The organism is Actinacidiphila polyblastidii, from assembly GCF_036353415.1.
Lineage (GTDB): Bacteria > Actinomycetota > Actinomycetes > Streptomycetales > Streptomycetaceae > Actinacidiphila > Actinacidiphila polyblastidii.
This window is the reverse complement of the sequence record NZ_JAZEWV010000021.1, coordinates 64,871-81,809: the sequence shown is the minus strand read 5'-3', so window position 1 is coordinate 81,809 and position 16,939 is coordinate 64,871. Positions and strand designations below refer to the sequence as shown.

The 16,939-nt window shown below is 74.4% G+C and carries 13 protein-coding genes and 2 pseudogenes; 8 read left to right on the top strand and 7 right to left on the bottom strand.

All coding sequences use genetic code 11. The features are described 5' to 3' along the window. Positions 1–18: 18 nt before the first annotated feature. A pseudogene (locus tag V2S66_RS22960) lies at positions 19–2,580 on the top strand (SpoIIE family protein phosphatase); the annotation flags it as partial. 69 nt (positions 2,581–2,649) lie between these two features. Next, complete coding sequence (locus tag V2S66_RS22955; RefSeq protein WP_330797993.1) at positions 2,650–3,039, top strand: ATP-binding protein; 390 nt, start codon at positions 2,650–2,652, stop codon at positions 3,037–3,039. Here V2S66_RS22955 and V2S66_RS22950 read toward each other — a convergent pair. Both V2S66_RS22950 and V2S66_RS22945 read right to left on the bottom strand, forming a co-directional pair. Beyond that, a complete protein-coding gene (locus V2S66_RS22950; protein WP_330797947.1) occupies positions 3,014–4,105 on the bottom strand; it encodes a UbiA family prenyltransferase in 1,092 nt (363 codons plus the stop codon). The two genes, V2S66_RS22955 and V2S66_RS22950, sit on opposite strands and share 26 nt — an antisense overlap. Continuing rightward, on the bottom strand, positions 4,102–5,172 hold the full coding sequence (locus V2S66_RS22945; RefSeq protein ID WP_330797945.1) for a polyprenyl synthetase family protein: 1,071 nt from the start codon (positions 5,170–5,172) through the stop codon (positions 4,102–4,104). Before V2S66_RS22945 ends, V2S66_RS22950 begins: the two co-directional genes overlap by 4 nt. A 289-nt stretch (positions 5,173–5,461) precedes the next feature. Between V2S66_RS22945 and V2S66_RS22940 the strand changes: the two genes are divergently transcribed. Then, positions 5,462–6,280 (top strand): SDR family oxidoreductase, encoded by an 819-nt coding sequence (locus V2S66_RS22940; RefSeq protein ID WP_330797942.1) that lies wholly within the window; start codon positions 5,462–5,464, stop codon positions 6,278–6,280. Between the two features lie 28 nt (positions 6,281–6,308). On the opposite strand, the gene V2S66_RS22935 is transcribed toward V2S66_RS22940, so the two are convergent. The 3 genes and pseudogenes from V2S66_RS22935 to V2S66_RS22925 all read right to left on the bottom strand — a co-directional run bounded on the left by V2S66_RS22935 (position 6,309) and on the right by V2S66_RS22925 (position 9,447). After that, positions 6,309–7,223 carry a ribonuclease BN gene (locus V2S66_RS22935; RefSeq protein WP_330797939.1) on the bottom strand — a complete coding sequence of 305 codons (915 nt, stop codon included), beginning with the start codon at positions 7,221–7,223 and terminating at the stop codon, positions 6,309–6,311. 274 nt (positions 7,224–7,497) lie between these two features. Beyond that, a pseudogene (locus V2S66_RS22930) lies at positions 7,498–8,172 on the bottom strand (HAD family hydrolase); the annotation flags it as partial. Positions 8,173–8,517: 345 nt separating this feature from the next. Beyond that, positions 8,518–9,447 carry a ScbA/BarX family gamma-butyrolactone biosynthesis protein gene (locus V2S66_RS22925; protein ID WP_330797936.1) on the bottom strand — a complete coding sequence of 310 codons (930 nt, stop codon included), beginning with the start codon at positions 9,445–9,447 and terminating at the stop codon, positions 8,518–8,520. 160 nt (positions 9,448–9,607) lie between these two features. On the opposite strand from V2S66_RS22925, the gene V2S66_RS22920 reads away from it, so the two are divergent. Next, positions 9,608–10,249 (top strand): ScbR family autoregulator-binding transcription factor, encoded by a 642-nt coding sequence (locus V2S66_RS22920; protein WP_413966460.1) that lies wholly within the window; start codon positions 9,608–9,610, stop codon positions 10,247–10,249. Here the strand turns inward: V2S66_RS22920 and V2S66_RS22915 are convergent. Beyond that, the gene (locus V2S66_RS22915; RefSeq protein ID WP_330797934.1) at positions 10,183–11,094 is read right to left on the bottom strand and encodes an MOSC domain-containing protein; all 912 of its coding nucleotides are present in this window, start codon (positions 11,092–11,094) and stop codon (positions 10,183–10,185) included. The genes V2S66_RS22920 and V2S66_RS22915 overlap by 67 nt on opposite strands. A 227-nt stretch (positions 11,095–11,321) precedes the next feature. Here V2S66_RS22915 and V2S66_RS22910 point away from each other — a divergent pair, with 227 nt between their 5' ends. Together V2S66_RS22910 and V2S66_RS22905 are read left to right on the top strand one after the other, a co-directional pair. Continuing rightward, the gene (locus tag V2S66_RS22910; RefSeq protein ID WP_330797933.1) at positions 11,322–11,864 is read left to right on the top strand and encodes a GNAT family N-acetyltransferase; all 543 of its coding nucleotides are present in this window, start codon (positions 11,322–11,324) and stop codon (positions 11,862–11,864) included. Between the two features lie 268 nt (positions 11,865–12,132). Beyond that, positions 12,133–12,390, top strand: coding sequence for a WhiB family transcriptional regulator (locus tag V2S66_RS22905; protein ID WP_330797931.1), 258 nt, complete (start codon positions 12,133–12,135; stop codon positions 12,388–12,390). A 487-nt stretch (positions 12,391–12,877) separates the two neighbouring features. Here the strand turns inward: V2S66_RS22905 and V2S66_RS22900 are convergent, their stop codons facing one another. Then, entirely contained in the window at positions 12,878–13,420 is a 543-nt protein-coding gene (locus tag V2S66_RS22900; protein WP_330797929.1) for a carboxymuconolactone decarboxylase family protein, read from the bottom strand. Between the two features lie 468 nt (positions 13,421–13,888). Here V2S66_RS22900 and V2S66_RS22895 point away from each other — a divergent pair, with 468 nt between their 5' ends. Further along, positions 13,889–15,001, top strand: coding sequence for a DUF1996 domain-containing protein (locus V2S66_RS22895; protein ID WP_330797926.1), 1,113 nt, complete (start codon positions 13,889–13,891; stop codon positions 14,999–15,001). A 167-nt stretch (positions 15,002–15,168) separates the two neighbouring features. Further along, the gene (locus tag V2S66_RS22890; protein WP_330797923.1) at positions 15,169–16,926 is read left to right on the top strand and encodes a discoidin domain-containing protein; all 1,758 of its coding nucleotides are present in this window, start codon (positions 15,169–15,171) and stop codon (positions 16,924–16,926) included. Positions 16,927–16,939 lie beyond the last annotated feature (13 nt).

Below are 16,939 nucleotides of genomic sequence, written 5' to 3'. Positions count from 1 at the left end.
TGCCGCTCCGCCCCCACCGTGCCGGCTCCGGCACGGACCGCAGCACCACAGGCGCGGACCGCCCCGGGGAGGGGGCGGATCTCGCCAACGCCGACCACGCGCACGGGTCGGCTGTCGTCTCTCACCTCCAGGAGCAGCACAGTGGCCGGAACCGATCGGCTGGACGAGTCGCACAGCGCCGGGGCTGAGCAGCCCGGTGAGGTCGGCAGGCTCGCCGCCACGGTTACCCGGCTGCAGGAGCAGGTCCGGCAGGCGCAGGCGAACGCCGACGGGCGCGCCCTGGTGGAGATGGCCAAGGGCGTCCTCATCGAACGCCTCAGGTGCAGCCCGGCGGAGGCCGACCGGCAGGTCGCCGACCTGGCAAGGACCGCCGGCATCCCGCGGCTCGAACTGGCCGTCGACATCGTCAACCAGGCGGCGCGGGACCGGCTCAGCGAGATCGCCAAGGACTTCCTCGCCCGGGTCGGCGCGGCCGGCGTGCCCGGATCGGAGCCCGGGGCCGGGCCGGCGGGGCCCGACGGCTCCGCCGCCGCGCGGTCGGTCGCGGTGCGCCTTCGCACCGCGGAGAGCGGGGTGCTCGCGGCCGCCGACGCGCAGGCGGTGGCGCGGTCCGTCCTGGACCACGCCCTGGCGCCGCTGGGGGCCGCGGCGGTGGCGATCTGGACGACCGGCCCGGGGTCCTCCCTCGTGCTGACCGGTCACGCCGGCTTCACCGCCGAGGAGGCCGAGCACTGGCACTACGTGCCCCCGGGGGTGGCCACCCCCGCGCGCCGCGCGCTGAGCACCCGCGCTCCCGTATGGCTTCCGTCGCTGGCGCAGTCGGGGCTGCCGTCCATCGGCCACCGCCGGCTGCCGGACGGCGGGCGGGCAGCCGTCCTCGCCGAGACCAGCGGCCGCGTCTACGGCATCCTGGAGATCTGCTGGCCCAAGGCCCTGCCGCCGCAGCCGCCGCAGATCCACCGGCAGGTCGAGGCGCTGGCGGTGCTGGTCGCGCACACGCTGGAGACCAGACCCGCCGCCGGGTCCCCGCCGCGGGGCGCGGCCGAAGGCGAGCTGCCCGGTGGGGCGTTCCCCGAGTTGGGCGAGCTGGTCGAACTCACCGACGGCCTGCACGACCCGGCCCTGCTGCTGCTCCCGGAGTTCGACGCGGCGGGCCGGCTGGCCGACTTCCGGGTCCATCACGCGAACGCGCGGTTCGCCGACCCCGGCGGCCGCTCGCGGCGCTTCATCACCGGGAGCCTGGTGCTGGAGAGCTATCCGGTCGCGGCGGACAGCGGCGGCCTGTTCGAGCAGATCGAGCGCGTGTACGCCACCGGTGAACCGTTCCGCGCGCACGACATGACGTACACCGCCGTGGTGGGCCAGGTGCGGCTGCCGACCACCGCGGACGTCAGCATCAGCCGGCACAGCGGATGCGTCCTGCTGATCTGGCGGGCCAAGGACGAGACGTCCCGGCTCGTCAACCTGCTCGAACACGCCCAGCGGCTCGGCCGGATCGGCGGCTTCGAGGAGGACCTGGAGGCGGACGAGATCCTCTGGAACGCCCAGCTCCACTCGCTCTACGGGCTCCCGCCCGGCAGCGCGCCGGTGCCGCTGGAGAGGCTCGCGGCGCACTGCCACGACGACGACGCGCAGACCGTGGGACGGTTCATCCGCACCGTCCTGCACCACCGGCTGCCCTCCGCCGCGACCTTCCGCCTGGTACGGCCCGACGGCATCGTGCGGCACGTGCGGATCGTCGCCGAGCCGGTACTGGGCGCCGACCAGCGGCTGACCGCGGTCCGCGGCGCCTACCAGGACATCTCCTCCCAGCACTGGACCGAGGTGGCGCTCGCGGCCGCCCGCGACCAGCTGGCCGACAGCGAGCAGCGCACCGCCGAGGGCAACCGGCTCGCCAAACAGCTGCAGCACGCGCTCATGCCGCCGGCGTACGGCCCGATCAACGCTCCCGACCTGGAGATCGCGGTCCGCTACCGGCCGGCCGAGAACGAGCATCTGGTCGGCGGGGACTGGTACGACGCCGTCGTGCTGCCGTCCGGGCAGGTGCTGCTCTCCGTCGGCGACGTCGCGGGCCACGGCATCGGCGCGGCCACCGACATGGTCGCCCTGCGCAACGCCCTGCGCGGCCTGGCCACCACCGGCGCCGGCCCGGGGCAGATCCTCACCTGGCTCAACCTGGTCGCGAACCATTTCACGCAGCAGGTGACGGCCACCGCGATCTGCGCGCTGTTCGACCCGGCGACCCGCGTGCTCAAGTGGGCGCGGGCCGGCCATCTGCCACCGGTCCTCATCCGTGACGGCGCGGCGGCGAACGTGCCGCTGATCCGCGGCCTGCTGCTCGGCGCGGTGGACGAGGCCACCTACGAGGAGGCGGAACTGCAGTTGGCGCAGGACGACATCCTGCTGCTGTACACGGACGGTCTCATCGAACGCAAGGACCGTTCGCTGCCGGACTCGCTCACCCAGCTCCTGCGCACCGCCGAGCATCCCGCCGACACGCTGGCGCTGCGCCTGGACCACCTGCTCACCCACAGCAGCGCCGACACCGACGACGACACCTGCATCGTCGGCATCCACGTCACCTCGGCCGCCCCGGACGGCGACCCGTCGGGGCGCTCCTTCGCACCCGCCGGCCGGCCGGCCGCCGCGGTGGTGTTCGAGGACAGTGCCGACTACGACGCGGAGCCCTCGGTGATCGGCGCGGCGCGGGACTTCGTCGAGGACTTCATCAAGCGCGGCGCGCCCGCCCTCACGGTCTCTGACCGCCAGCGCGGCGCGGCGGCGCTGGTGACGAGCGAACTGGTGACGAACACGGTGCGGCACGCGCCGGGCCCGTTCCGGCTGCGCCTCGAACTCAGCGCCGACCAGCTGGTGATCGCCGTGACCGACGGCTCGGCCGGCCAGCCGGTCTCCCGGCCGCCCGACCCGACGCGCGTCGGCCAGCACGGCATGGAGATCGTCCTCGCGCTCTGCCGGAGCGTGCACGTGGAGCTGACCGCGCACGGGAAGACGGTCATCGCCCGGCTGGCGACGAGCTGACGGCCGATGACGAACTGACGGGCGGCGGGCCGACGGACGAGGGTGGCCGGGAGCGCTGATCAGGGGCCGGCCGGTGCGGTGCGCCGAGCATCGACCGGGGGGTGAGGGCGAGGACGCAGCTCCCGGCCAGCGCCGCGCACAGCACGGGCAGGGCGCCCGCGGTGAGGGCGAGGAGGCCGGCCGGCAGCAGCACCCGCTCGTGGAAGTGCAGTTCGGTGGCGCGGACGCTGACACCGAACAGCCGGGCCGGACGGCTCCCGGCCGCGTCGGACAGCAGGCAGGCCGCCGCGGCGAGGAGCGCCGCGGCCGCCGTCAGGGTGGTGAAGGCGGCCGTCGGCGGGCGGTGCAGGACGTCGGGGACGGTGACGGCGAGCGCGTAGCAGGCCAGCGCGCTGCCGGCCATGGCGGCGCGGGCGCCGTCCGGCCCGAACCGTACCGGCACGGTCCTGCGGCCCACCGCGCGGTCGGCGTCGTGGTCCCCCAGCGCCAGCAGGGTGTTGCCGAAGGCGCCCTGCAGCCCGAGGGCGAGGGCGGGCGGCCACAGGGCGGCGGGCGGCCAGGCGGCGGTGAAGGCCGCGGCGCTCAGCAGGGAGCAGGTCCAGCCCGACAGGCCGACCGCCAGGTCGCCCCACCAGCCGCGGTCCTTGAGCCACCGGGCGTAGCCGATCTGTCCGGCCGCGGCGGCGGTGACGAAGAGCAGGCCGTGCCAGTTGACCGCGGCGGTCACCAGGACGGCGGTCAGCGCGCCGCCGACGGCGCAGGAGCGGGCGGTCGCGGCGGGCAGCCGGCCCGACGGGATGGGGCGGTCCGGTTTGGTGGTGAAGTCGTCGTGGCGGGTGAGGTAGTCCGCCCCGTACAGGGCGCCCGCGCCCGCGGTCAGCGCCGTGACGACCGCCAGCGCCACCAGCGCCGGGTCGGGGTGCGGCGCCGCGAGCGCGGCGCCCGCGGCGGCGACCATCAGCACCGCGACCAGGTCGTAGGGGCGCAGCGTCGCCAGGTGCGCCGCCGTCCTGGAGGGGCGGACGGCGCCGGCTGTCGCCCCGGCGGTCGCCCCGGCGGACGTCATCGGAGAACGCTCCCGGCCGGACGCGACGCCTGCCGCCGGAGCCGGTTCGCCATCGCCGCCATCTCGGCGACGCCGGGGCCGGGGTCGAAGACGGTGAGCGCGCGGTGGCAGCGCCGCACGTGCTCGTCGAGCACCTCGCGTGCCGCCTCCGGCGCGCCGGTGCGGCGCACCACCTCGGCCATCCGGGCCTGGGCGTCGGCGCCGCGCGCGCCGTCGGCGAGCAGCTTCTCGATCAGCGTGCGGTCGTCGGGGGCGGCCCGCTGGTGCGCGAGGATCACCGGGAGGGTGGGCCGCCGGTTGCCCAGGTCGCTGTCCGCGGGCTTGCCCGACGCGGGCGGCTCGGTGTCGTAGGGCAGCAGGTCGTCCCTGGCCTGGAAGGCGATGCCCAGCGCGTGGCCGTAGCGGTCGAGGGCCGCCACCTCGCCCCGGTCGGCGCCGGAGAGGATGGCTCCGATCCGGCAGGCGCCGCTGAACAGCGGGGACGTCTTCAGCCCGGCCATCCGCAGATACGCCTCCAGGGACAGCTCCGGGACGCCCGCCTGGTCCAGTTCCAGCATCGCGCCCCGGCACAGCTCCTCGCCGGCCTCGGCCAGCGCCCGCCCGGCGCGCACCACCCGCTCGTCGGGCACGCCCCGCTCCCTGCACTGCGTGACCAGGGCGAACGGCCTGAAGAACAGCGCGTCCCCGCCGAGGATCGCCCGGTGCGTGCCGAACCGGTGGTGGACGGAGTCCCGGCCGCGGCGCTCGATGTCCCCGTCGATGATGTCGTCGTGGATGAGGCTGCCGACGTGCAGCAGCTCCATCGCCACCGCGGCCGGCAGCACCGGGTGCACGGGACCGCCGGTGGCGAGGGCGGCGTCCACCACCAGCAGCGGCCGCAGCAGCTTGCCGGCCGGCAGCACGGCGTGCCGGTGCAGGGCGGCCAGCTCCCCGGAGCCGTGCGTCAGGCACGCGTCGAGTTCGGCGAGCAGCGCCACGCGCGCCTCGCGGCGGTCCCCGCCGCGCTCGGGGTGGGTTTGCGCCGGGTGTCCCGGTGGGCTGTGCGCGATGTGGTCACCCGTCGTCATGCCATGATCAACGACTCGGCCCGCGGGGAGTCACCCGCCCGGTGCTGTGACCGCGAAGGTCCGCCGGTGGCCCGCGGCGCCGGGTGCGGTGCGTCGCAGCGCGGCGGGTCGCCCTCGCGGCGGGGGCACCCGGGCGAGCGCGGCGCCCGCGCGCCCCGGCGGTGCGCTGCCGCGGTGATGGCGTGCGCCCCGCCGGTGCGCCGCACGCGCCGCTGCGGGCGGGCGCGGGCTCTGTCACGATCGGCCGGAATCCGGCCGCCGCGGCGGCCACGTGACGCTGGGGGGACGCATGGCGCGCAGATGGCTGGTGACCGGTTGTTCGTCGGGGCTGGGGAGGGCGCTGGCCACCGCGGCCGCCCACGCCGGGGACCTGGTGGTGGCCACGGCGCGCAGGCCCGAGGACGTCGAGGACCTGGCGCGGGCGCATCCGGGGCGGATCTCGACGCTGGCGCTGGACGTGTGCGACGCGGCGCAGTGCGAGGCGGCGGTGGCGCACGCGGCCGACCGGTTCGGCGGGGTGGACGTCCTGGTGAACAACGCCGGGTCCGGGCTGTTCGGCGCGGTCGAGGAGGTCTCGGACGAGGAACTGCGGGCGCAGCTGGACACGCTGGTGGTCTCCGCGTGGCGGCTGACCCGGCTGGTCCTGCCGGCGATGCGGCGCCAGGGCGCCGGACACGTCGTCAACGTCTCCTCGCTCGCCGGCCGGATGGGCTTCCCCGGCCTGTCCGCGTACGTGGCGGGCAAGTACGCGCTGGAGGGGATGAGCCAGGCGCTGGCGGCCGAGGTCGCGTCGTTCGGCATCCGGGTCACGGCGGTCGAACCCGGGGCGTTCGCCACCCGGTACGGCGCCTCCCTGATTCCGGCGGCGGCGCGCGTCGACGCGTACGCCGAGGTGACCGGGCCGATGTGGGAGTCGATGCGGGACATGCAGGACAACCCGTCGCTGACCCGGCCCGAGGTGTTCGCCGAGCAGGTGCTGCGGCTGGTGGCCGCCGGGCCGACGCCCCTGCGGGTCCCGATCGGCGAGGACGCCTTCGCGTTCGTGGAGGCCGCCGAGAAGGCCAATCTCCGCGAGTTCGAGGCGGCCAGGGCGTTCGTCCTGGGCTGAGCGGCGTCGGCCCGGTCGCCGCTCCCCGTCAGCGCCGTTCGGAACCCGGCTCCTCCCCCTCGCGCCCGGGGACGCGGCCGGGCGGCGGGTGCCGGTCGCCGCTCCCCGCCTGCTGGGCCGGCAGCCGGGGAGGCGACGGCGTGCCGGCCGGGCTCGGCGCGTCCCGCGCGACCGTGCGGTGGTGGAGCTGACGTCCCACCAGCGCGCCGCCGAACACCACGAAGCCGACGCCGATCAGCCAGCACTGCACCATCACAATGGTGCCGACCGGACCGTAGGTCAGGGCGTTGCTGACGGTCATCCGGGACAGCACGAGGACGGAGAAGACCCGCAGCCCCACCAGGCCGGCCATCGTGCAGAGCGCACCGGTCAGCATGGGGCGGGCCGGTACCCGGTGGCCGAGCAGGAAGCTCTGGCCCCACCAGAAGAACGCGGTACCGGCCGCGAGCGTCAGCGGCACCCGCACCGCCGAGGCGGCCCACCCGCTGCGCAGCACGTCCCCGCTCTGCGCCTCGGCGAACAGGTAGCCGGTCAGCGCCGCGAGCCACACCGCGCGGCGCCACGCACCGTGCCACGGCGCCGGCGGCAGGTCCCAGACGCGCAGGTAGACCGTCTCCACGCTGGCGGCGAAGGACAGGCCGAAGAAGGCCAGCGAGGCGAGGCTCACCGCGCTGGTGGTGCTGATCACCCGGCCGGGCGTGGCGAACAGGTCCCGCACGGCGGCGGCCGGGGTCGCCGACAGGCCCATGCCGTCCACGATCCACTGCTCGAAGCCGGCCCGCCGGTAGGGCGCGGCGGCCGCCACCACGATGAGCAGCGGCATCAGCGTCACCATGCCGAGGGCAGCGAAGCCCATCGCCCGGTGCATCAGCTCCAGTTCGGCGCTCTGCCGCCGGATCCGGCCGGCCACCGAACGGCGCCACGCCTCACGTACGTCCCACATACGCCACCCGCCCTCCGGCCCGCGGCCCCGGCGGGCGCCGTGGGCCGCGGGACCCCGCTGCCGATCCGGGTACCCGCCCTTCGGCCGCCGCACGCTGCCGCGCACCCCCGGCGCTGCCGTGCCGCCGGCCCGGTCAGCGCGCCAGCGCGCGCGGCTGCACCGGCCCCTTCGCCTGGACCGATTCCTCGGAGTGCGCCGGCCCCTTGGACTGCACGGGCCCCTTGGACTGCACGGGCCCCTTGGACCGCACGGACTCCTTCGGCGCGGCGGTCCCCTCGGTCCTGGCGACGCGGCTGCCGGCCCAGTCGGCGATGTCCGGGGCGTCGAGCCGGTCGACCCACAGGTCGACGCTCGCCGCGAGCTGCTCGCCCGGCCACGGGCCCACGCCGAGGACCCGCAGGCCCGCGGCCACCGCCGCCCGTACGCCGCACGCCGAGTCCTCCACGGCCAGGCTCTCGGCCGGCTCCGCGCCGCACAGCCGGGCGGCGACGAGGTAGACGTCCGGGGCAGGCTTGGGACGCACCGCGGCGTCCGGCACCACCAGGTGGTCGAAGTACGCCAGCAGTCCCGCGGTGGCCAGGCAGGTCTCGACCACGTCGGCCGGGCAGTTGCTGGCGACCGCGAGGGGGGCGAACGTCGCCGCCCTGGCGACCAGTTCGGGTGCGCCCGGCATCGTGGCGGGGCGGGCGGCGACCAGCGTGCGGAAGTGCGCGAGCAGCGCGCCGGTCAGCGCCTCGCCCAGGTCGGACCGGCCCGCCTCGTCGGCCATCAGCCGGCCGCACTCGGTGTAGTGCAGCCCCTTGGCGCGCTCGGCGAACCCCTGCGCCGCGCGCAGACCGTACTCGCGCAGGGTCAGGTCGCGGGCGTCCTGCCAGTGCCGCTCGGTGTCCATGAGGGTGCCGTCGCAGTCGAAGACGATCGCGGCCGGCGTCCAGGACAGCAGTGGCACGCCTCGACGCGCGGACGCGGGGAGGGAGGGGGACGGCGCCGGGGCCGGTGAGGAGACGGAGCGGGAGGAGTGGGTCACTGGAGGCAGTTCCGTTCGGGAGTGCCGGAGCACACGGATGGGGAGCGGCCCGTGTACTCCGGCGGCGGGAGGGCCCGCGCCCCGTCGCGATGCGGCGACCTGCCGCCGATGCACGCGGCTGCGGGCTCCCGGCGGCCGCTGTCGGGCGCCGTGGACCGCGCGCCGTGGACCGCGCGGCGGATCGCGCGGCTTCCCCGGCGGCGCCGGGAACATAACGATCGTTACGTTATGGACGATGACCCCGGGTAGTCAAGGAACTCCCGTGTGTCACGTGCCGTGTCGGTCGAAGCCGAGGACGCCGTACGTCGTCGCCGCGCCCTGCTGCTGGACCCGGAAGACGCAGGTGCGGTGGTGCGCGATGGCGTCGAGGCGGGCGGGCGGGTCGTACTCGGTGAAGCGGGCGGCGGCCAGCCGGCCGCTGACCGGTCGCAGCAGCGCCCCGCCGCTGGCCTCGGCCGCTCCCTGGCGCGCCGCCTCCAGCAGCACCATGCCCGGCACGTGGTCGCTCGCGTGGTCGAAGTAGAAGGGATGGTGCGGGTCGGCGGCCTCGACGGCCAGCGCCCCGGCGCGGCGCGCGACGACCACGTCGGCGGGACGCGCCACGCCGAGCAGCGCCGGATCGGGCCGGCCGCCGGGGGCGGGCGGTGGCTGCCGGGCGCCCAGCCGGTCGCCCCGCACGACCGTGTACCGCTCGTCGGGCAGGAACCGCGCGCCACCGCCCGCGCGGGCGAACAGGTGGCCGTCCGCCCGGTAGGCGACGGACAGCCGCAGCCCGGCGAGCGTGCCGTCGGAGCGCTGCCGCGGGTCGCTCACCTCGACGGCGCAGGTGATCTCGGTGCCGCCGTGGCCGGCCTGCGGCTCCCTGCCGGGGTGCACCGCGAAGTACAGGTCGTCGATGAGCATCCGGGACGTCGGCGGGACGCCGTACCAGCGCAGGGGCAGGTAGATGCCGAGCTGGCGCAGCGTCTCCACGACGAGCAGCGGGCTGTGCCGGTCGCTGCCGTCGGCGGGGAAGGTGGCGTGCGAGCGGGGCCAGCAGGCCGCCGCGCGGAAGGTTCCGGCCCGGCCCGGCCGGACGTCGGTCAGCAGCACCTCGGCGACCGAGCTGCGGTGCACCAGCTCGCGGGGGACCGTACGCGACCAGCTCAGGTCCCCCGCGGGGTCCGGGGCGAGCGGAACGCCGGCCGAATTCCTCATACGACAAGAGAAACTCTCGTTCGGGAAATACGCACCCGCATTGCTTCGCGGATGTTACGGACCGGAGTCGCCTGGGCACTAGATTGCTGTCGATCGAGGCCGGCCCCGGGGGCCGGCCGACGGATGACGGCTGCCTTCTGGCGACGAGCGGAATTGCGGAGTGGACGTGCAGGAACGGGCCGAGGCGACGCGCAGGTACCTGGTGGAGGCCGCGGCGCAGCTCTTCGAGGAACGCGGGTACGCGGGCACCAGCATCAGCGACATCAGCGCGCGGTCGGGCCGCACCAGTGGGGCGATCTACTTCCACTTCACCAACAAGGAGAAGCTCGCGCTGGCGGTCGTCGAGGCGACGTTCGCCACCTGGCCGGGACTGATCGCGCAGGTGAAGGCGTCCTCCGCGCCCGCCCTGGAGAAGCTGGTGGGGTTGAGCTTCGCGGTGGCGCGGGCGTTCCGGGACGACGTGGTGGTCCGGGCCGGGTCGCGGCTGTGGATGGAGCGCAAGGCGATCGCGGCGCCCGTGCCGGGGCCGTTCGCGGCGTGGATCGAGACGGTGACCGCGCTGCTGCGCGAGGCCGACGCCAGGGGCGAGCTGGCCGCCGGCGTGGCGCCGGACACCGCGGCCCTCACCGTCGTCTACGCGTTCTTCGGTCTGCACACGGTGTCCGACGCGCTGGACGGCCGCGCCCGCATCGAGGAACGGCTGCGGGAGCTGTGGGAGGTGCTGCTGAGGGCCCTTCAGGCCGAGCCCGACGCACCGGCGCTGCTCGCCCGCGCCCACGGCGCCGCGCCGCTGCCGGCCTGACCGGGGCTCACCAGACCGATCGGGTCGCCCACCCGGACCGTCCCCGCCTCGAGCACGTCCAGGTACACGCCGAGGCAGGAGAGCCGGCCCAGGTCGAACACCGGGACGCGGTGCTCGCGGGCGACCGCCCGCATCAGGGCGGGGTCGGGCGGCAGTTCGCCGTGCCCGAGGGTGGGTACCACGCAGCGGGGGGTGGCCACCGCGACGCGGAACAGCGCCTCCCCCACCCGAAGCAGCGAGCCGGTCCAGGCGTCCTCGGGGAAGCCCGGACCCTCGTGGGTGTCCACGACCAGGTTCGGCCGGAAACGGCGCGCGTCGAAGTCGCCCGCGGGATGCACGGCCCGCATCCGGGCCAGTGCGGCCGCGGTGACGAGATGGACCCGGCCGAAGTCGAGGAAGGTCCCCTCGGCGACGCTGCCCGTGGTGATGCGCACCCCGGTGTCGTCCACGCCCGCCGACGCGCGCGCCGCCTCCGGGAGCCCGCCCTCGTACTCGGGCACGGCCCGTTCCAGGCGGCCGCCGTGGCCGGGCACGGGCGCCGACACGAACACCTCGCGGCCCAGCAACGTGGAGAGCCGCACGTCGAGTTCAGGGTCCTCGACCGCCCAGGCGGTGCCGTCCGGCAGCGCCACGCGGACCGCACCGGACGCCTCCTGGCGACTGCGGCAGCGCAGCAACGCCCCCCACTTGCGCGGGTGTTTGGCGCTGCCGACGGCGCCGTCGGCGTCGAGCACGGCGTACGCCCGGTCGCCGCAGAGCCCCGCCTCGGTGACCGCCGCGGCGATCACGCCCTCCCCCAGCATCGACTTCACCGGATACCGGTAGAGCGCGGTCACAGTCCCCATGGCTCGATTGTCCCGCCGGCGCGTCCGCCGCCCGGCCGCAGGGTGACCGGCCGGCGGGTGAGCAGGCGGCGGGGACCGACTCGACGTCCACGGACGGATATCCACTGGGCCCGGCGCCGGCGGACGTGCTCGAATGCGGGGTGCGGCTCTCGGGCCGGGCGTGCGGGGTGAGTTGTGCGCGCGGCGCGCGGGACGGCCGCGCGGACGTAGTCGAGGAGGATCACGACGTGCACGAACTGCGACGGCTCCAGGCCGGCCACGCGCCCGCGGTGCTGGCCTTCGAACGGGCCAACCGCGCCTACTTCGCGGCCTCGATCTCCGACCGCGGCGACGCGTTCTACGAGGAGTTCGCCGAACGATTCGGCGCGCTGCTGGCCGAACAGTCGGCCGGGGTCTGCGCCTTCTACCTGCTCGTCGCCGAGGACGGCTCGGTGGTGGGCCGGTTCAACCTGTACGACATCCGGGACGGGACGGCCGACCTCGGCTACCGGGTCGCGCAGGACGTGGCCGGCCGCGGCGTCGCGACGGCGGCCGTCCTGGAGCTGTGCGCGCTGGCGCCGGCGCGGCACGGGCTGCACACGCTGCGGGCCGCCGCCTCACGGACGAACGCCGGGTCGCGCAGGGTGCTGGCCAAGGCGGGGTTCGTGCCGGAGGGCCCGGCCGACCCGGCCGAGCTGGGCGGCAAGCCGGGCACCTGGTTCCGCCGCGACCTGCGCGGGGCGCCGGTCCCGGGCGCTGCGGACCCGGGCGCTGCGGACCCGCGCCGGTAGCGCACGCCGGGACCGCCGGAACACCTGCGACCGGGCCGCCCGCGACGGCGTCGAGCGTGCTCGGCCACGGCAATCGAGCAAATTCCGTTCGGACGTGCACACATCGACGCCGAGTGGGCAGGCGGCGACGAGAGGGCGTCACCGTCAGGCGTCCACGGGCACGGCGGAGCGCGTTCCGCCCCCGGTGCGGAGGCGGCGCTCCGAACGGCGCCGCCACCGCCGACGACACCCACACCAGCAGGCAACTCACCGACAGCAGAGGAGAATCATGGACTGGCGTCACCGCGCGGTCTGCCGCAACGAAGACCCCGACCTCTTCTTCCCGGTCGGCAGCAGCGGCCCTGCCCTCCTGCAGATCGAGCAGGCCAAGACGGTCTGCCGCCGCTGCCCCGTCATGGACCAGTGCCGCCAGTGGGCTCTGGAGTCGAACCAGGACTCCGGGGTGTGGGGCGGCCTCAGCGAGGACGAACGCCGGGCGGCGAAGCGCCGCCTCGCCCGCAGCAGGTCCAGAAACGCCCATGTCTGACGGCGGACCGCCGACGAGCCGCCCGCACCCCTTCCGGCGAGCGGCCCCGGGGCCCGGACTCCCTGAACACAGGGAACCGGGCCCCGTCTCATGCCCCCGCACGGCAGCCGGCACCGCCGAAACCGCTGAACGCCCGTACCGCACATGCCTCCTGTGCCACCGGTACCGCCCGGGCCGCCCGTCCCGTCGTCGCCGGAGCGACAACGGGACGTCCGTCCGAACCGGAGGAGGGGAATGTGGCATGCGGTCGCAGCGACGGGGTATGCGCCCGCCACCGGGTGTCAGCCGACTCACCGCACCTCATGGGGCCGCCTTCGGCTGCGCGCGTCAAACGGGTGTGGCGGCGTTCCATCGACCGGAGGTGGCACTGATGTCTGCTGGCATGGCGAACGAGCGCGGCGAGCGTGCGCGCGAGGTGTGCGCGGTCTGGTTTCCGACGGTGGCCGCCTGGGTCGCGTGACGCGACCGCCGCCGGGTCACGGCGGGTTCAGGTGAGGGTGGCGGCGTAACCCTCGCCGATGATGCGCCTGGCGGCCTCCTCGTAGTAGGCCGGGGACTCGGGCAGGTCGGTGCCGAGGCAGGTGACGTACCGGTTGATCATGCAGAACGCCGAGGCGACCAGCACCGTGTCGTGGATCTGCGCGTCGTCGGCGCCGGCCTCGCGCGCGGCGGCGATGGTCTCGTCCGCGAGCACGTGCACCGGCTCCTGCACCTCGGCCGCGATGCGGATCAGCGCCCTGATCCGCGGTGTGAGCGGCGCGCTCTCGGGATCGATCAGCACCGCCTGGACCAGCTCCTTGCCGCCTTCGAGCTGCGCGGCGGCGAAGGCGCTGTGCGAACCGGCGCAGAACGGCGTCTCGTTGCGCTCCGAGGTGTACGCGGCGATCAGCTCGCGCTCCCCCGGGGTGAGCGACATCGGGCCGCGGAGCAGGGCGTCCGCCATGGTGTTGATCAGACCCCCGGTGTCCGGGCGCTGCCTGAGCAGTCCGCCGATGCCCGGGAGATCGTTGTCGATCTGGATGTGAGGCACGTGTCGGGTCCTTCCGGGTGTGGAAGCGGTACAGGATGTGGGTCGACTCAGCCTCCGTGATCGGACTCGGCCGGAGGTTCTTTCACCTTGCCTCATCCGCTCCCCCGCCGTACGGCGTCCGCAGGGACTGCCGGGGCCGCCGGAAACAGGCGGTCGCCCCGGCCGAGGCCGGAACGGACCGGTGGGCGCGTGCCGGGTGCGTCCCGCTCCGCTTCACCCGCCACCCGTCCACGGCGGCGGCCGGGGCCGGTCTTCACAGAATCCTCAAGACCTCGAACACCGCGCAGGCCAGAGGCTGTTCCGCGGGTCCGGTGAACGCCTCCGCTCCCAACCGGCACTTCACCAACCGTTGACACTCCCGTTGCAGGAGTGAAGCATTCCTAGTGGGAGAGCGCTCTCCCACACATCAGGCACCCTCATCCTCCCTGCGGCCGGACGGCCGCACCCCCCATGCACCCGGAGGTCCCCATGGGTCTGAAACCCCGCACCGCCCCCAGACTCCTGATCGCCCTCGCGCTCGTCGCGGTCGGCGGCGGAGCCGCGCTCACGGCGAACGCGTCCGCGAGCACCGCCGGCGCCCGGCCGGCCGCCGCGACCTCGTCGCACCATCAGGCGATGTCGCTGGCGATGTCCATGTCGATGCCGGCGTCCACCCAGACGTCCGGCGACGACCCCGACGGGGACGGCTACATCATGGCCAACCCGCCGGTCACCGGCGTCACGCCGTCGACGTACGACCCCCCGCACGCGTACTTCCACGAGTTCCAGGCCAAGTGCGCGCCCGACCACACCGCACCGGACGACCCGATCGTCTATCCCGGGCAGCCGGGCAAGTCCCATGACCACACCTTCATGGGCAACGTGAGCACCAACGCCGGCTCCACCACCGCCTCACTGGATGCGGCGAGCGGCACCGCGTGTCTGGCCCCCGGCGACAAGTCGGCGTACTGGATGCCGAGTCTGTTCAAGGGCGACCAGAAGATCCTGCCGGTCGGCCCGCAGACGATCTACTACAAGTCGGGCATCAACGACTACACCAGCGTGCGCCCCTTCCCCAAGGGCCTGCGCTTCGTGGTCGGCAGCCCGATGCAGAGCAAGGACGAGTTCAAGAACCTCAAGGGCACGGTCGAGGGATGGGAGTGCGGGACGAGCTACAAGAACTACGACTTCCCGGCGACCTGCCCCAACACGCCTGACACCCAGCTCAACATCCGCCTCCAGGCGCCGAGTTGCTGGGACGGCATCCACCTGGACACGCCGGACCACAAGAGCCACATGGCGTATCCGGTCGCGTCGGGCAACAACCAGAACGTCTGCCCGGCCGACCACCCGGTGGCGCTGCCGATGATCGAGTTCAAGATGGCGTGGCCGGTCAACGGCGACATGTCGCAGGTGCGGCTGGCCAGCGGGGCCGGCTACTCCTTCCACTACGACTTCTTCGCCGACTGGGACAACGCGACGCAGGCGGCCATGGTCACCCACTGCGTGGTCGGCGGCCTGCAGTGCGACGCCCACGGCTACGACGAGAGCCAGCCCGGCAAGGGCGCGGTGCTCGACAGCAATTACCGGCTGATCCACTGACTCGTCCGGCACCCGGCCGGGCGAGTTCTTTCAGCCTATGCGGGAGAGCGCTCTCCCGGCCGGGTGCGCGGTCGCAGGACACCGACCGATCGGCGGCGGCGACCGTGCCGCCGCGGCGGTCGCACCGGCGCCCGCACACGCACGCGCACGACCCGCAAGGAGGAGACATGGAACGAGATCTCATCGCAGGAAAGGCCCGCCGGGCGGCCGCGCCGCTGGCAGCGACCGCGCTGCTCGTCGGAGGGCTGTCGCTGGCCCAGGCGCCGTCCGCCACGGCCGCCGGCAGCGTGGTGAAGGTGACCGGATCGCAGGGGGACTGGCAGTTGACGGTCGACGGCTCCCCGTACCAGGTCAAGGGCCTGACCTGGGGGCCGTCTCCGGCCGACGCGGCCGCGGACCTGCCGGACGTCGCCCGGATGGGAGTGAACACGATCCGCACCTGGGGCACCGACGCGACCAGCGCGCCGCTGTTCGACGCGGCGGCGGCCAACGGCATCAAGGTCATCGCCGGATTCTGGCTGCAGCCGGGCGGCGGTCCCGGCTCGGGCGGCTGCGTGGACTACCTGACGGACGACACGTACAAGAACGACATGCTCGCGGAGTTCCCGAAGTGGGTGGACACCTACAAGGACAACCCCGGTGTGCTGATGTGGGACGTCGGCAACGAGTCCGTGCTCGGTCTGCAGAACTGCTACAGCGGCGACCAGCTGGAACAGGAGCGCAACGCGTACACCTCCTTCGTCGACGAGATCGTGAAGAAGATCCACGCCGTCGACCCGAACCACCCGGTGACCTCGACCGACGCCTGGACCGGCGCCTGGCCGTACTACAAGAGGAACGCCCCGGACCTGGACCTGTACGCGGTGAACTCGTACAAGGACGTGTGCAACGTCCGGTCCGCCTGGGAGTCCGGAGGGTACGACAAGCCGTACATCGTGACCGAGGGCGGCCCGGCGGGGTCGTGGGAGGCACCGGACGACGCGAACGGCGTTCCGGACGAGCCGACCGACCAGCAGAAGGCCGACGGCTACACGGCGGCCTGGAACTGCGTCACCGGGCACCAGGGCGTCGCGCTGGGCGCCACCCTCTTCCACTACGGGAACGAGGACGACTTCGGCGGCATCTGGTTCAACCTGGTGCCGGACGGTCTGAAGCGGCCGTCCTACTACGCGGTGAAGCAGGCGTACGGCGGCGACACCTCGGGCGACGACCGGCCGCCGCTGGTCTCGGACATGACGGTGAGCGGCGGCGCCGACGGCGTGCCCACGGGCGGCGACGTCACGATCAGCGCCAGGGCGACCGACCCCGAGGGTGACCCGGTGTCCTACCAGGTGCTCTTCAGCAGCCTGTACATCGACGGCAACGGCTCGCTGGTACCGGCCGCCGCCACCGGTGACGGCGGCACCCTCACGGTGAAGGCCCCCGACAAGGTCGGCGTCTACAAGGTGTACGTGAAGGCCACCGACGGCCACGGCAACGTGAGCTACGGCTCGAAGTCGCTGAAGGTGGTGGCCCCCAGGCCGGCGGGCACCGACGTGGCGCTGGGCAGGCCGGCGACCGCCTCGTCCTTCCAGACCGACCCGACCGGCGGCTGCCCGTGCACGCCGGCGAACGCGGTCGACGGCCGGTCCGACACCCGCTGGTCGAGCGACTGGAGCGACCCGCAGTGGCTCCAGGTCGACCTGGGGCAGCGCACCTCCTTCCACCACGTCCAGCTCGCCTGGGAGGCGGCGTACGCGAAGGCGTACACCATCCAGACCTCCGACGACGGGCAGAACTGGACGACGGTGACCTCGGTGACCGACGGCAACGGCAACATCGACGACCTCGACGTCAGCGGCACCGGTCGCTACGTGCGCCTTCTCGGCGCCCAGCGGGGCACCGGCTACGGGTACTCGCTGTACGAGTTCGGCGTCTACGCCTGAGGACGGCGGGCCG